The sequence below is a fragment of the Salinicola sp. NYA28a genome, from assembly GCF_976982775.1.
Window position 1 is genome coordinate 973,739 of sequence record NZ_OZ334582.1, and the last position, 13,359, is coordinate 987,097.

Annotated in this window: 14 protein-coding genes; 9 read left to right on the forward strand and 5 right to left on the reverse strand. The window is 63.4% G+C overall.

Annotated elements, in window-relative coordinates; all coding sequences use genetic code 11:
* Positions 1–78 precede the first annotated feature (78 nt).
* The 3 genes from ACWHY3_RS04520 to ACWHY3_RS04530 form a co-directional block, all read right to left on the reverse strand.
* The gene (locus tag ACWHY3_RS04520) at positions 79–273 is read right to left on the reverse strand and encodes a PA3496 family putative envelope integrity protein (protein ID WP_448127662.1); all 195 of its coding nucleotides are present in this window, start codon (positions 271–273) and stop codon (positions 79–81) included.
* A 140-nt stretch (positions 274–413) separates the two neighbouring features.
* Entirely contained in the window at positions 414–860 is a 447-nt protein-coding gene (locus tag ACWHY3_RS04525) for a PAS domain-containing protein (protein ID WP_244179798.1), read from the reverse strand.
* Between the two features lie 84 nt (positions 861–944).
* Positions 945–2,273: an MFS transporter gene (locus tag ACWHY3_RS04530; protein ID WP_448127663.1), complete on the reverse strand. Its 1,329-nt coding sequence runs from the start codon at positions 2,271–2,273 to the stop codon at positions 945–947.
* A gap of 213 nt (positions 2,274–2,486) precedes the next feature.
* Here ACWHY3_RS04530 and ACWHY3_RS04535 point away from each other — a divergent pair, with 213 nt between their 5' ends.
* Complete coding sequence (locus ACWHY3_RS04535; RefSeq protein ID WP_071231590.1) at positions 2,487–2,759, forward strand: SelT/SelW/SelH family protein; 273 nt, start codon at positions 2,487–2,489, stop codon at positions 2,757–2,759.
* Positions 2,760–2,988: 229 nt separating this feature from the next.
* On the opposite strand, the gene ACWHY3_RS04540 is transcribed toward ACWHY3_RS04535, so the two are convergent.
* Both ACWHY3_RS04540 and ACWHY3_RS04545 read right to left on the reverse strand, forming a co-directional pair.
* Positions 2,989–3,960: a zinc transporter ZntB gene (locus ACWHY3_RS04540; protein ID WP_448127664.1), complete on the reverse strand. Its 972-nt coding sequence runs from the start codon at positions 3,958–3,960 to the stop codon at positions 2,989–2,991.
* A 145-nt stretch (positions 3,961–4,105) separates the two neighbouring features.
* Positions 4,106–4,795 (reverse strand): arylesterase, encoded by a 690-nt coding sequence (locus tag ACWHY3_RS04545; RefSeq protein ID WP_448127665.1) that lies wholly within the window; start codon positions 4,793–4,795, stop codon positions 4,106–4,108.
* A gap of 31 nt (positions 4,796–4,826) precedes the next feature.
* Between ACWHY3_RS04545 and ACWHY3_RS04550 the strand changes: the two genes are divergently transcribed.
* From ACWHY3_RS04550 to ACWHY3_RS04585, 8 genes are all read left to right on the forward strand, one after another.
* On the forward strand, positions 4,827–5,549 hold the full coding sequence (locus ACWHY3_RS04550; RefSeq protein WP_448127666.1) for an ABC transporter ATP-binding protein: 723 nt from the start codon (positions 4,827–4,829) through the stop codon (positions 5,547–5,549).
* Complete coding sequence (locus ACWHY3_RS04555) at positions 5,546–8,101, forward strand: ABC transporter permease (RefSeq protein WP_448127667.1); 2,556 nt, start codon at positions 5,546–5,548, stop codon at positions 8,099–8,101. Before ACWHY3_RS04550 ends, ACWHY3_RS04555 begins: the two co-directional genes overlap by 4 nt.
* Positions 8,102–8,284: 183 nt before the next feature.
* The gene (glyA, locus tag ACWHY3_RS04560) at positions 8,285–9,547 is read left to right on the forward strand and encodes a serine hydroxymethyltransferase (RefSeq protein WP_448127668.1); all 1,263 of its coding nucleotides are present in this window, start codon (positions 8,285–8,287) and stop codon (positions 9,545–9,547) included.
* Positions 9,548–9,653: 106 nt separating this feature from the next.
* Positions 9,654–10,052, forward strand: coding sequence for a nucleotidyltransferase substrate binding protein (locus ACWHY3_RS04565; RefSeq protein ID WP_448127669.1), 399 nt, complete (start codon positions 9,654–9,656; stop codon positions 10,050–10,052).
* Positions 10,052–10,369, forward strand: coding sequence for a nucleotidyltransferase family protein (locus ACWHY3_RS04570; RefSeq protein WP_256961026.1), 318 nt, complete (start codon positions 10,052–10,054; stop codon positions 10,367–10,369). Before ACWHY3_RS04565 ends, ACWHY3_RS04570 begins: the two co-directional genes overlap by 1 nt.
* 110 nt (positions 10,370–10,479) lie before the next feature.
* Complete coding sequence (locus ACWHY3_RS04575; RefSeq protein ID WP_087717797.1) at positions 10,480–10,779, forward strand: nucleotidyltransferase domain-containing protein; 300 nt, start codon at positions 10,480–10,482, stop codon at positions 10,777–10,779.
* Complete coding sequence (locus tag ACWHY3_RS04580) at positions 10,776–11,252, forward strand: hypothetical protein (RefSeq protein WP_087717798.1); 477 nt, start codon at positions 10,776–10,778, stop codon at positions 11,250–11,252. Before ACWHY3_RS04575 ends, ACWHY3_RS04580 begins: the two co-directional genes overlap by 4 nt.
* Before the next feature lie 286 nt (positions 11,253–11,538).
* Positions 11,539–13,359, forward strand: coding sequence for a type I secretion system permease/ATPase (locus ACWHY3_RS04585; RefSeq protein WP_448127670.1), 1,821 nt, complete (start codon positions 11,539–11,541; stop codon positions 13,357–13,359).

Below are 13,359 nucleotides of genomic sequence, written 5' to 3' on the forward strand. Positions count from 1 at the left end.
CAGGCAGGGTAAACGAGTCATGCCGACAATGCGAACGGGCGCCTGAGCGCCCGTTGGTAGTACATTGACGATGTCCAACTACTCTTCTTCGTCGCCGAAGTCGCTGTACCAGTCGTCCTCGATGGCACGTTTCAGGCGACGTTCTTCCAGCAGCGCTTCGACCTGGCGCCTGGCACGCAACGTGTCCGCCTTGCTGCTGCGTGGACGTTCGAACTGCTCGTCGTTGATGGCTTCGGAAAAATCCTGATCCTCGACATAATCCTCACGGCTCATGTTTTAGCCCTCCCGTGAAATCGCATCTCAGTGACGCTTCGGGCTATATATCGTCGAATGCCGCCGGGTACAAGATTTTCCTGGTTAAAAAAAACTATCGCCGCGCAAGGCGGCGATAAGTTCAGGATTCTGCTGAGGTTTCAGGCCGGATCGCGCTCGGCTTTCAGCGCCTCGAGTTCCTGCAGGGTCTCGATCAGACTGGTGACATCCTTCTGCACGCCGACGAAATAGGTGAGCCTGTCTTCCTCGTCGTAGACCGGCGTGATCGAGAGCTCGTTCCAGAACTGGCTGCCGTCCTTGCGATAGTTGCGCAGCACTTCGCGGCACGGCTTGCCTTCGCGCAGGGCGGTGCGCACCCGGTCGATGGCCGGCTGGTCGCGATCGCCATTCTGCAGAAAGCGGCAGTCGCGATAGAGAATCTCGTCGACGCTGTAGCCCGTCAGGCGTTCGAAGCCCTGATTGGCGTAGATCAGAATGTTTTCGTCGCCTTCCTGTTCAGCCACCACGATGCCGTCATCCGAGGCGTTGACGATACGTTCGAGTAGCGCCGGGCTGATCATGGGCGGTTGCTTACTGGTACTGGCCATCCTTGCCTCCAGACTGGGCATTCGACGGATTGTAGGGTCGACACGATCGAACATCATGCCACGGTGTTTCGGGATTACAACGCTTCACGATGCGTCAGGGTCCTCGACTTCCACCAGGGCATGGGAGCTGAGCGCAGCCGCCACGGCCAGTGCCGCAAGCACCAGCAGAAGGCCTGCACTGCCTAGCCATTGCGCCAGGCCCCCGAGCAACAGCCCGACGACGAGCATCAGGACGCCGGTGAAGGTATTGGAAAACGCGACGTAGAGCGCGCGGGTATTGCTGTCCGACAGATCGACGACATAGGTCTTGCGGCCCAGACGTATTCCCGCATGGGCGATCATCAGCAGGCCGTAGACCAGGGCGTAGGGCCACACGCTTTCGCGCGCCGCTGCCGGCAGCCACACGCAGGCAGCACCCGCCAGGCAGCAAACCGCGGCGCCGATAGCGCTGTTGCGCATTACTCGGCGGCTGGAGCGGTCGGCCAGACGCCCCCAGATCGGGCCGGCGACCATGCTGGCCGCGCCGGAGGTCACGATCAGGATGCCGAGGCTGGCCAGATCGGTACCGCTGTTCTGCTGGCCCAGCAGGGCGAGGTAGGGCAGGGCGAGCGCGCTGGACAGCAGCAGCGCCCGCGAGAGATTGAAATGCAAAAAGCGGCGATCGCGGCGCATCAGCGAAATGCCCTGCTTGACGCTGTCCCAGGCGTTGGCACCGCCTTCGGTGGCTCCCGGCGCTTCACGTATCGCGGCGGCGCAGAGCGCGTTCAGGCCCCAGCCCAGCGCGGCGGCGAACAGCAGGATGGCCAGCGCCCAGGTGCCGGGCTGATCCCCGATGACGACCATGGCGGCACCGACGAGCAGGGTGAGCGCCCCCGCGACGCTGGCGCTCCATCCCATCAGCGTGCCCCGGCGCTGCTTGGCGATGGTCTTGCCCAGCACGTCCTTGGTGGAAACCGACGACAGCCCCCGGCCCAGCGACAGCCCCGTCAGCGCGACCAGTACCAGCGCACCGCCCCAACTACCGTGACCGAAAAGCGCCAGCAGCGCCAGCAGCAGGGCGCCGATCGCCTGGACGATGCCGCCGGTGACCCAGACCCATTTGCGGATCGGGCGCAGCCGGATGTAGCCGGCGATCAGCAGTTGCGGCAGCAGGGCGCCCGCCTCGCGGATGGGCACCAGCAGACCGACCATCCACACCGGTGCGCCGATCGCGCCCATCAGCCACGGCAGGATCAGGCGAGCGTTGGAGAGTTCGTCGGCGAGCTTGTTGCCGAGCGCGGCGACGAGATGGCGGAAGAAGTTGCCGGGTTGTTCCTGACACGCCTCGTCGGAGATGTCGCGACACATGCGGCTGTCTTCATCACCGGTGACGCGTTCGAAGAGGCGAGTGAGGCTGGCTTCATTGGCTGACATGCAAAACGTTCCCTGTTTTCTGTTATCCCAGTGACAAGCTATTGGCGACAGGCAGTCTACGAGGAACCCTGGGCGCCGAACGCGACGCTGCCGACACGACGTTTCCCTCTCTCTGCTTGAGCGAGCCGTCCGGCCGAGCGCATCATGGGCGTTTTCAACGCTGTCGGCATGAGTGCGGCAGATTCGTGCCACCGGCTCGGGAGAAACAGAAGGATGGCCAAGGTTCGTATTCATTATTGTACCCAATGCCAGTGGCTGCTGCGTGCGGGCTGGTACGCCCAGGAACTGCTGCAGACCTTCGGCGAGGATCTCGAGCAGGTAGCTCTGGCGCCCAGCCACGGCGGGCATTTCGAAGTGCTCTACGACGAAGAAACGCTGTGGGAGCGCAAACGCGACGGCGGCTTCCCCGATATCAAGGAACTGAAGCGGCGCGTACGCGACCGCCTCGACCCCGAACGGGATCTGGGGCATACGGATAGAGCTTGACGCTGGAAGAGCGGCGCTACGCGCCTGGAAGCGGGAAGAAAAAGCAAAGCCGACCCCTTACGGCAATAGCGATAATCGCATCCTGTCTTCGAGCTTCGAGCTTCGAGCTTCGAGCTTCGAGCTTCGAGCTTCGAGCTTCGAGCTTCGAGCTTCGAGCTTCGAGCTTCGGGCTTCGGGCTTTGCGGATTTCCGGAGGCCACACTCTGCTTTTCGCGGCTCGCGGCTCGTCTCACCACCAATGCTTACGCTTGAGCAGCCACATCACCCAGCCGCCGACCAGGACGGTAATAGTGAGGAAGACCAGGAAGCCGTAGGGGCTTTCGGCGCCGGGGATGCCGCCGACGTTGATGCCCAGCAGGCCGGTCAGGAAGCTCAGCGGCAGGAACACGGTGGTGACGATCGCCAGCATGTACATCCGCTGGTTCAGGCGCTCGTTGTGTTCGCTGAAGAGCTGTTCCTGCAGGATCAGGGCGCGCTCCTGCATGGCGTGGAAGTCTTCCACGTAGCGTGAAAGCTGGTTGGCGCTTTCTCGGATCGATACCTTGGTGTCCTCGTCGAACCACTCCGGCCCGTGGGCGATCTGCTCCAGGCAGTCCCGCTGCGGGCCCATGAAACGCCGCAAGGTGATCAGCGAGCGCCGCAGCCGGGAAAGATCGTCCGGCTCGATCTCGCGATCGCTCAACTGATCCTCCTCGAGTTCACCCAGGCGGTCGTCGAGTTCGTGGGCGACATCGCCGACCCTGTCCACCAGGGTCTCCGTCAGCCATGCCAGCAGGTCCGGCACCGAAAGCGCGCCGTCGCCGTTGTCGATGCGTTCACGCACGTCACCGACCGATTTCAGTGGTCGTCGGCGCAGGGTGATCAGGCGGTTGGGGGAAATCCAGATACGCAGTGAGATGAGGTCTTCCGGCGCGGCCCCCGGGTTGAGGTTGATACCGCGCAGCGTGCTGACGGCGCCATTGCGAAACTTGGCGACGCGGGGGCGAGTGTCTTCTTCCAGTAGTGCCTCGACCGGTGCCTCGTCGAGCCCGGCGATATCCACGAGGTAGGTGCGAACGTCTTCATGCCGAAAGTCGAGATGCATCCACAGCGGACGCTGGGGATCGGCCCAGGCCTCGCGCAACTGGCGAACGCTGAGCAGGGTGCCGCCGCCTTTTCCATCCAGTTCGTAGGCTGCGACCAGCGCCGTTTCTGCCTCCATCGTCAAACTCCTCGTCGAAGCGTGTCTCGTCTCGCCATGCTGCGAGTCTTTTCAAGGCGTTAACGATAGCATGCCGGCGAAATCGGCGGGCATGAGGGCTGGCGCAGATCCAGTCCGACGGACAACAGACTCGACGCGAAGAGGATCACTCATCCTCGTCCGAGGAGGAGAGCATTGGTTCCAGTTTCGGCCAGACGTTCTCGAGAATGATCGGCTGTGCCTCGGCGGTAGGGTGGATGCCATCACTCTGGAGCATGCCGTCGAGGTCGACGCCCTCGAGCAGAAACGGCACCAACGGCACGTCGTGCTCGCTGGCCAGTTGGGTGAAGACTTCACGGAAGGCCTGGGTATAGGCGGGGCCGTAGTTGGGCGGCACTTCGATACCCAGCAGCAGGACCTCGGCGCCTGCCTCCTGGCTACGCTCGATCATCTTGGCCAGATTGACCTGCATCTGCTGCGGAGAAAGGCCGCGCAGGCCATCGTTGCCACCGAGTTCCAGCAGAACGATATCGGGATGGTACTGTCTCAGAATGTCGGGTAGCCGACCCGAACCACCGGATGTCGTCTCGCCGCTGATGCTGGCGTTGACGACCTCATGTTCGTCACCCAGACGCTGTTTCAGCAGGTTGACCCAACCCGCCTGCGGGTCGATCCCGTAGGCGGCGCTCAGGCTGTCGCCCATCACCAGAATGGTATCGGCACGCGCCTCGACGGGAGTCAGCGACAGCACGGCAAGACACGACAATAGCGCGGCACCCGCACAGCGCCTCGCCATCCGGGCGAAAGGCATCTTGGTGAAAAGCACCTTGGTGACAGGCATATTGGCGAAAGGCATCTCAATACCAGGCACAGGGAAACCAGGCACCATGTCTCACTCCTCGGACAATCAGCAAAAGCGAATTTTATACGCCAACCAACTCGGTAAACGGGTGACGAGCGGGGAACGGGAGCTGGTCATCCTCGAATCGCTGACGCTGGATGTCGAACGCGGTGAGAGTGTCGCCATCGTGGGAAGTTCCGGTGCCGGCAAGTCGACGCTGCTCGGCCTGCTCGCAGGGCTGGATGCACCCAGCTCGGGAGAGCTCGAAATGTTCGGTCAATCCCTGAGCGCGCTCGACGAAGACGGACGGGCGGCGCTGCGTGCGGGACGCGTCGGCTTCGTTTTTCAGAACTTCCAGTTATTACCCACTCTTACCGCCATGGAAAACGTTATGTTGCCGTTGGAACTGTCGCCACGGCAAGACATAGCGGCCAAAAGTCGCCAATGTCTGGAGCGCGTCGGCCTGGGCGCGCGCCTCGACCACCTGCCCAAGCAGCTTTCCGGTGGCGAGCAGCAGCGGGTGGCGGTGGCGCGTGCCTTCGTGACCGACCCTGACCTCGTCTTCGCCGACGAGCCGACCGGCAACCTCGACGAGGCAACCGGCAAGCGTATCATCGATCTGCTGTTCGAGCTCAACCGAGAGTCCGGCACGACTTTGATCCTGGTGACGCACGACATGGCCCTCGCCAGACGATGCGATCGCTGCCTGCAGCTCGAAGGCGGCAGGTTGCAGGCGCTCGAACGGCAGCGGCAAGAGGTCGATGCATGAACCTGATCGCACTATCGCTCAAGGGGCTCCGGCGCGATCTGCGCGCTTCCGACGTGCGGGCCCTGTTCGTGGCGCTGGCGCTGGCCGTAGCCGCAACCACCATGATCGGCTTCTTCCTCGACCGGCTCGACCGTGGGCTGACCCGTCAGGCGGGCCAGCTGCTCGGCGGGGATCTGGTGCTGGAACAGGGTCAGGCCTTCGACGACGAACTTCGCCAGACGCTGCGCCAGGCCGGGCTCGAACTGAGTGACCAGGTCGACCTGGTATCGATGGTCAGCCAGGCGGACGCCTTCCAGCCGGCCGGGCTCAAGGTGGTGGACGACCATTATCCGCTCTACGGGCAGGTTCGCGTCGACCGGGGCAACGGTATCGAAGGGCTGGCGCACGGCCCGCCACCTGGTAGCGCCTGGATCGCGCCACGGCTGGCGCAACTGCTGGATGCCGGCATCGGCGACACGGTTCAGGTCGGCTCGCTTTCGCTGACCGTCACCGGACTGGTCGAGCGCGAACCCGACCAGCAGGGCGGATTCTCTGGCCTGGCGCCGCGCATCATGCTCAACCTGCAGGATCTCGAGGCGACCGGGCTGGTCCGGCCCGGCTCGCGGATCGAGTACGAGATACTGGCCGCCGGGCCGCCGGCGGCGATCGACGGTCTCGAAAGCCGGCTCGATGCGCTGCGCGACGCGGGCGTCGAGATTCGCGACGTGCGCGTGGACCGGCCCAGCCTGGGCCGCTCGCTGGATCGGGCGCAGAAATATCTGAGCCTCGCCGGGCTGGCGGCGGTGCTGCTCGCCGGTGTCGCGGTCGCCATGGCCACGCGACGCTATGTCGACCGCCATCTGGACACGGCGGCGCTGCTGCGCTGTTTCGGCGCGTCCCAACGCCAGCTGGGTCAGCTCTTCGCCTGGCAGCTGGCGTGGCTGGGGCTGGTCGCGGCGGCCGTCGGGGCGCTGCTGGGGCTCGCTGGGCAAGCCGCGCTGCTGGCACTGCTGACGCGTTTCCTGCCGCTGGAACTGCCCCCGCCCGGCGGCATGCCCTGGCTGATGGGCGTACTCACCGCGCTGGCGGTGCTGGTTGGCTTCGCCGGCCCGACCCTGCTGCGGCTCAAGCGGGTCAGCGCACTCAAGGTACTGCGCCGGGAGCTCGACCCGATCCCGGCGTCGGGCTGGGTGGTGGTGGTCGTCGCCAGCCTGGTCTTCGGCGCGCTGCTCTGGCTCTACTCCGGCGATCCGCTGCTGTCGGTGGGCATTCTGCTCGGCGGTCTGGTGGCGCTGGTCGTGCTGTGGGGGCTCGGCCAGTTGATGCTCACCTTGCTGCTCGCCGTGCTGGCGCGGCTGCCGCAACGCAGTCAGCAGGGCAGGGCGTGGCAGCTCGGCGGCCGCCAGCTGGCGAGACGACGCAACGCCAGTCTGGGCCAGCTGCTGGCGTTCTCGGTCACCTTCGCAGCGATGGCGATCATCGCACTGGTGCGCGGGGACCTGCTGACGACCTGGCAGGCCCAGCTGCCGGCGGATACGCCCAACTACTTCGCGATCAACATCCAGCCGCAGGAGCGCGACGGCGTCGAAACGTTGATCGACAGCGCCGCCGACGCCACCAGCGGGCTTTATCCCATGGTGCGGGGGCGGCTGACCGCCATCGACGGCGAACCCCCGCAACAGCAGGTGCCGGAGGAACATCAGACCGACGGCGCGTTGCGGCGTGACCTCAACCTCACCTGGCGCGAGACGCTGCCGGAAGGCAACCGGATTACCGAAGGGGCCTGGTTCGACGCCGAGAGCGGCTCCGATGCCGACAGTGCGACAGCGAGCGACGGCTCGGTGCCGATATCGGTCGAAGAGGAGCTGGCGGGCCGGCTCGGCCTTTCGCTGGGCGACGAGCTGACGTTCACCATCGGCAGCGACAGCGTGACCGGCCGGGTCACCAGCCTGCGCCATCTCGACTGGGAGAGCTTCCAGCCCAACTTCTTCATCATCTTCCCGCCCGGTGCCCTGGACGGCTTCGGCCACAGCTACATCACTTCGTTCCACCTGCCCGATGCCGGCAACGAGATGCTTGGCGAGAACGAGATGCTGGGCGAGATGGTGCAGCGGTATCCGGGGGTCTCGGTGCTCAATGTCGAGGCGCTGCTGGAACAGGTGCGCGGCATTCTCGGCCAGGTGACGCGGGCCATCGAGTTCGTGCTGGGCTTCGTGCTGCTGGCCGGCATTAGCGTGCTCTACGCGGCGCTCACCGCCAGCCGCCCGGCGCGTGCCCACGAAGGCGCTTTGCTGCGGGTGTTCGGCGCCGGCAACCGCACCCTGGCGCGCATGCAGTGGGCCGAGTTCGCGCTGCTCGGCTTTGCCAGCGGGCTGCTGGGCGCGGCACTGGCCGAGGCGTCTGCCCTCGGCATCTACGGCTGGCTGGGTCTGGCGCCTCGGATGCACTGGCTGATGTGGGGCGTCATGCCCGTACTGGGCGCAGCGATCGTGGGCGGGATCGGCTATCTGCTCTCGCGGGGCAGCCGCCGCCAAGCGCCGATGGCCAGCCTGCGGCTGCTGGGAGAGACCTGAGCTGCATGTTTTAACGAAGCTAAAGCCAACGTGAGAAATTATGGTCCAGCGCATGACCCACTTTCATAGGAAAGGGTGTTGGCGCTGGGGTATCATGCGCCCACCAAATCCGAGCCTGTGCCGTCAGTAGCGGTTCCCTGTTGGCGCCAGGACGAATCATCCCCGAGCCGAGGATACCCGCCGATGTTCAACCGAGACATGCAGATTGCCGGATTCGATGACGCCCTCTGGGACGCGATGCAGCAGGAAGTCGCGCGCCAGGAAGCCCACATCGAGCTGATCGCTTCCGAGAACTATGCCAGCCCGCGGGTGATGCAGGCCCAGGGCACGCAGCTGACCAACAAGTACGCGGAAGGCTATCCCGGCAAGCGCTACTACGGCGGCTGCGAGCATGTCGACGTGGTCGAGCAGATGGCGATCGATTACGCCAAGGAGCTGTTCGACGCGACCTACGCCAACGTGCAGCCGCACTCCGGCTCCCAGGCCAACGGCGCGGTTTTCCAGGCGCTGGTCAAGCCGGGCGACACCATCCTGGGTATGAGCCTGGACGCCGGCGGTCACCTGACCCACGGCGCCAAGCCGAGCTTCTCCGGCAAGCACTACAACGCAATTCAGTACGGCATCGACGAGAGCGGCCGGATCGACTACGACGAAGTCGCCAAGCTGGCGCGCGAGCATCAGCCGAAGATGATCATCGCCGGCTTCTCCGCCTATTCGCAGATCATCGACTGGGCCAAGTTCCGCCAGATCGCTGATGAAGTCGACGCCTTCCTGCTGGTAGACATGGCTCACATCGCTGGGTTGGTCGCCGCCGGCCTCTATCCGAGCCCGCTGCCGCACGCGCACGTGGTCACCACGACCACCCACAAGACGCTGCGCGGCCCGCGCGGTGGCCTGATTCTCTCCGCCGAGAACGACGCCGACATCGAGAAGAAACTGCAGTCCGCGGTCTTCCCCGGTGGCCAGGGCGGCCCGCTGATGCACGTCATCGCGGCCAAGGCGGTCTGCTTCAAGGAAGCGATGGACCCCGAGTTCAAGACCTACCAGCAGCAGGTAATCAAAAATGCCCAGGCGATGGCCGGCGTGTTCATCGAGCGCGGCTTCGAAGTCGTCTCCGGCGGCACCGAAGACCACCTGTTCCTGCTGTCGCTGGTCAAGCAGGGCCTGACTGGCAAGGACGCCGATGCCGCGCTCGGCCGTGCCCACATCACCGTCAACAAGAACGCCGTACCCGGCGATCCGCAGAGCCCGTTCGTCACCTCCGGCCTGCGTATCGGCACCCCGGCGGTGACCACGCGTGGCTTCGGCGAAACCGAATGCCGCGACCTGGCCGGCTGGATCTGCGACATCCTCGACGCCATGCAGCAGGGCGACTCCAGCCAGGCGGAAGCCGCAGTCAAGGCCAAGGTCGAAGCCGTCTGCTCGCGCCTGCCGGTCTATCGCTGAGTGGTGTCCCGCAGCGCGCCAACGGCGCGCTGCGGTAAATGATACGTGTTAGTAAACGACACGTGCAGTAAACGACACGTGCAGTAAACGATAGAAGGGGAAGGCGATGGAGATCCGTTGGCAGCAGCGATTTTCCAACTATGTCAATGCGCTTTCTCAGCTGGAACAAGCTGTTGAAGCTTACGGCGACACGACATTGGATATCATCAAGGAAGGCGTTATCCAGCGCTTCGAGTTCACTCACGAGCTGGCCTGGAAGGTCATGAAGGACTACCTGGAGCATGAAGGTATCCAGAACGTGACCGGATCACGCAGCGCGGCCCGTCATGCCTTCAATATCGGCCTGCTGGAAGACGGGCAGGTATGGATGGATATGATAGAAACCCGTAATCATACGGTGCATGCGTACCGCCACAGCATTCTGGAGACAGAGTTCAAGAACATCGTCGAGCGTTATTACCCGGCTCTGAAACAGTTTCGCGAGACAATGGAGCGGTATCGCTGATGTTTGGCTTGCCAGAAAGTGCGATAGAGGCCATTCGCCGGGTCTTGGCTGAATGTCCCGGTATAGAAAAGGTCGTCATCTATGGATCGAGAGCCAAAGGCACGTTCCGCCCCGGCTCCGATATCGATCTGGCACTGTACGGCGATATCTCCGATGATGACTTGTCCGCGCTCATGAATCGCCTGGACGAGCTCAACACTCCCTACCTGTTCGATATCGTGCGCTATCGCGATATCGATAACGAAGCGCTACGCGACCATATAATACGGGTAGGGCAGAGGTTCGATGAGAGCCACTCGCCGCGTAGCCCTGGCTGAGCACTCCGCCTGCCTGACCGGCGATCTCTTCGAATATATGGCGTCAAATTGGCTATGAGCAACGTCGCAGCTCGACCTGACAGAACGCCTTGCCGGGATGGATGAACACCATGCGCCTGACAGATACCCAACGCCAGACCATCCAGAATATCGTCACTGACGAGCTTGGCCCTGGCGTCTCCGTAAAGCTATTCGGCTCACGGCTGGACGATGCCGCTCGTGGTGGCGACATCGACTTGTTCATCGAGCTCGACGAGCCAGTGAAGCATCCCGCACAGCTTGCTGCCCGGCTAAGCGTACGCATCACACGCGCCATGTACGGGCGCAAGGTAGACGTGCTTCTGAGTGCGCCGAACCTCAGCGAGCAGGCGATACACAGGCTGGCGCGAGAACAGGGAGTTTTTGTATGAACGACAATCTTTCGGAGCGGCTGCGCTTCCTGAAACGCGTGGTCGAGCGTGAGATTCACCATCTTCGCTACTCATCGGGTAGCGTATTCGTCTCGCCGTTTACCGAGAAGCGTGCCGCCATGCTGGGTGAAGACGAAGCATTGGCAGAAAAACTGGAAGCCTATACCAGCCGCTTTTGCCGGCTTCAGGATACGACCGGAGACAAGCTGCTTCCGCTCTGGCTACGTGCCTTGGGTGAAAGAACGGGCGCCGTGGCCGATAACCTGGACCGCGCCGAGAAACTTGGCGTACTCGATTCTGCCGACAAGTGGCTCGAGATTCGTCAGACACGCAATCAAATGATCCATGAATATATCGAGTCTCCTCAGGTTCTGGCCGACGCGATCAATACGGCTCATGGCTATGAGGAAACGCTTGTGGCGTTTGCCCTCGCCATGCTCACTGATGCCGAGCAGAGGAACCTGCTGGAATAGGCCGTGAAAATCCGGGCCGCTCCTGAAGCGACCCACAACCCGCTCAAATCACCGCCTGCGAACGGGTCAATCGGTCGATCGATCGAATAGCCGTATTCCGGACCAGCTAATCGAGGCGTCGCTTGCGACGCCTCGATCTATTCTATGACCTCTCATGATTCCCTCTCACGATGCCGCCCTCATGATGCGGATGAGAATCTGGTATCCTTTGCGCCCTGTCAGCATTGGCCTGGACGCCTACTGACCTTACATCCTCCGTTTTATCGTCCTTATAGCGAGCGATTGCATGGCCACCCAGAAAGAAGCCACCGATCTGCAACGCGCCCTCAAGGTGTGTCGCGGGTCATTCTTCTCGGTGGGGTTCTTCAGCATGTTCATCAACCTGTTGATGCTGGTTCCCCCCTTGTACATGTTGCAGGTTTACGACCGCGTCATCAGTTCCCGCAGTGAAGAAACCCTGTTCATGCTGACGCTGGTCGTGGTCTTCCTGTTCATGGTCATGGGGGGGCTGGAGCTGGTGCGCTCGCGAATCCTGATCCGGGTCGGCAACCGGCTGGACAAGATGGTCAACCAGCGTCTTTATAGCGCCATGTTCCGGCGCAGCGTGCTGACCCAGGGCAAGCAGACGGCCCAGCCGCTGAGCGATCTGACCAACCTGCGCCAGTTCCTCACCGGCAACGGCCTGTTTGCCTTCTTCGATGCGCCATGGGCGCCGATCTACCTGGCCGTGCTCTATCTCTTCCACCCGTGGCTGGGTGTTTTCGCCACCGTGGCAGGTCTCATTCTGCTGACGCTGGCGATCGCCAACGAGAAGGCCACCAAGACACTGCTGGCCGAAGCCAACAGCGACCACATCAAGGCCCAGGATCTCGCCAACTCCAACCTGCGCAACTCCGAAGTGCTGCACGCCATGGGCATGCTGCCCGGCATCATGGGGCGCTGGGCCGGCAAGCATCATGAATTCCTCTCCAAGCAGTCGCAGGCCAGCGACCGTGCGGGGGCGTTGACCAACGCGTCCAAGGTGCTGCGCATGCTGTTCCAGTCGCTGATTCTCGGTCTCGGTGCGCTGCTGGTACTCGAAGGCGAAATGACGCCGGGCATGATGATCGCCGGCTCCATCCTGATGGGGCGGGCACTGGCGCCGATCGACCAGATGATCGGCAGCTGGAAGGGCTTCGTCAGCTCGCGAAGCGCCTATCATCGCCTCAACGAACTGCTCGAGCAGATCCCCGAAGAGCAGCGTCGCATGTCATTGCCCGCCCCGCGTGGCGAGATCGCCATCGAGACCGTCGCTGCCGCGCCCCCGGGCGTACGCATGGCGACGATTCGCGGCATCAATTTCAACGTCGACAAGGGCGAGCACATCGGCATCATCGGCCCGAGCGCCGCCGGCAAGTCCACCCTGGCGCGGGTGCTGCTGGGTATCTGGCCGTCGCAGGTCGGCACGGTGCGCCTCGACGGTGCCGAGATCGCCCAGTGGAACCGTGACGAACTCGGCCCCTATATCGGCTACCTGCCGCAGGATATCGAGCTTTTCGACGGCACCATCAGCGAGAACGTCGCCCGCTTCGGCGAAGTCGATCCCGAGAAGGTCGTCAGAGCGGCCAAGAAGGCTGGCGTCCACGAGATGATCCTGCAGCTGCCCAACGGCTACGACACCTATATCAGCGCCTCCAGCGGCGCCTTGTCCGGCGGCCAGCGCCAGCGTGTCGGGCTGGCGCGTGCGCTCTATGGCGATCCGGTGCTGGTGGTGCTCGACGAGCCCAACTCGAACCTCGACGACAGCGGCGAGCGGGCGCTGGGCGAATCGATCAAGCAGCTCAAGGCCGAAGGCGTCACGCTGTTCGTGATCAGCCATCGCAATAGCGTACTCAAGCACGTCGACAAGCTGCTGGTACTCAAGGGCGGGCAGGTCAGCATGTTCGGCCCGCGCGATCAGGTGCTGGCCCAGTTCGCCAAGACCCCGGCGCAGAAGGGCGGCAACACCCTGGGGCGGTCGAACGCCGGCCGGCTGACCGCCGTTCAGGGCGCGAACCATTCTGGCAACGCCGACAATTCCGGTAATTCTGGCAATTCCGACAAGCCGCAATCTCGGGGGCATGAGTAG

Coding starts and splice junctions, on each gene's coding strand:
- glyA (WP_448127668.1), top strand. CDS start 8,285: ATGTTCAACCGAGACATGCAGATTGCCGGATTCGATGACGCCCTCTGG.
- ACWHY3_RS04520 (WP_448127662.1), bottom strand. CDS start 273: ATGAGCCGTGAGGATTATGTCGAGGATCAGGATTTTTCCGAAGCCATC.
- ACWHY3_RS04585 (WP_448127670.1), top strand. CDS start 11,539: ATGGCCACCCAGAAAGAAGCCACCGATCTGCAACGCGCCCTCAAGGTG.
- ACWHY3_RS04525 (WP_244179798.1), bottom strand. CDS start 860: ATGGCCAGTACCAGTAAGCAACCGCCCATGATCAGCCCGGCGCTACTC.
- ACWHY3_RS04550 (WP_448127666.1), top strand. CDS start 4,827: ATGTCTCACTCCTCGGACAATCAGCAAAAGCGAATTTTATACGCCAAC.
- ACWHY3_RS04530 (WP_448127663.1), bottom strand. CDS start 2,273: ATGTCAGCCAATGAAGCCAGCCTCACTCGCCTCTTCGAACGCGTCACC.
- ACWHY3_RS04545 (WP_448127665.1), bottom strand. CDS start 4,795: ATGCCTTTCGCCAATATGCCTGTCACCAAGGTGCTTTTCACCAAGATG.
- ACWHY3_RS04570 (WP_256961026.1), top strand. CDS start 10,052: ATGTTTGGCTTGCCAGAAAGTGCGATAGAGGCCATTCGCCGGGTCTTG.
- ACWHY3_RS04535 (WP_071231590.1), top strand. CDS start 2,487: ATGGCCAAGGTTCGTATTCATTATTGTACCCAATGCCAGTGGCTGCTG.
- ACWHY3_RS04565 (WP_448127669.1), top strand. CDS start 9,654: ATGGAGATCCGTTGGCAGCAGCGATTTTCCAACTATGTCAATGCGCTT.
- ACWHY3_RS04575 (WP_087717797.1), top strand. CDS start 10,480: ATGCGCCTGACAGATACCCAACGCCAGACCATCCAGAATATCGTCACT.
- ACWHY3_RS04580 (WP_087717798.1), top strand. CDS start 10,776: ATGAACGACAATCTTTCGGAGCGGCTGCGCTTCCTGAAACGCGTGGTC.
- ACWHY3_RS04555 (WP_448127667.1), top strand. CDS start 5,546: ATGAACCTGATCGCACTATCGCTCAAGGGGCTCCGGCGCGATCTGCGC.
- ACWHY3_RS04540 (WP_448127664.1), bottom strand. CDS start 3,960: ATGGAGGCAGAAACGGCGCTGGTCGCAGCCTACGAACTGGATGGAAAA.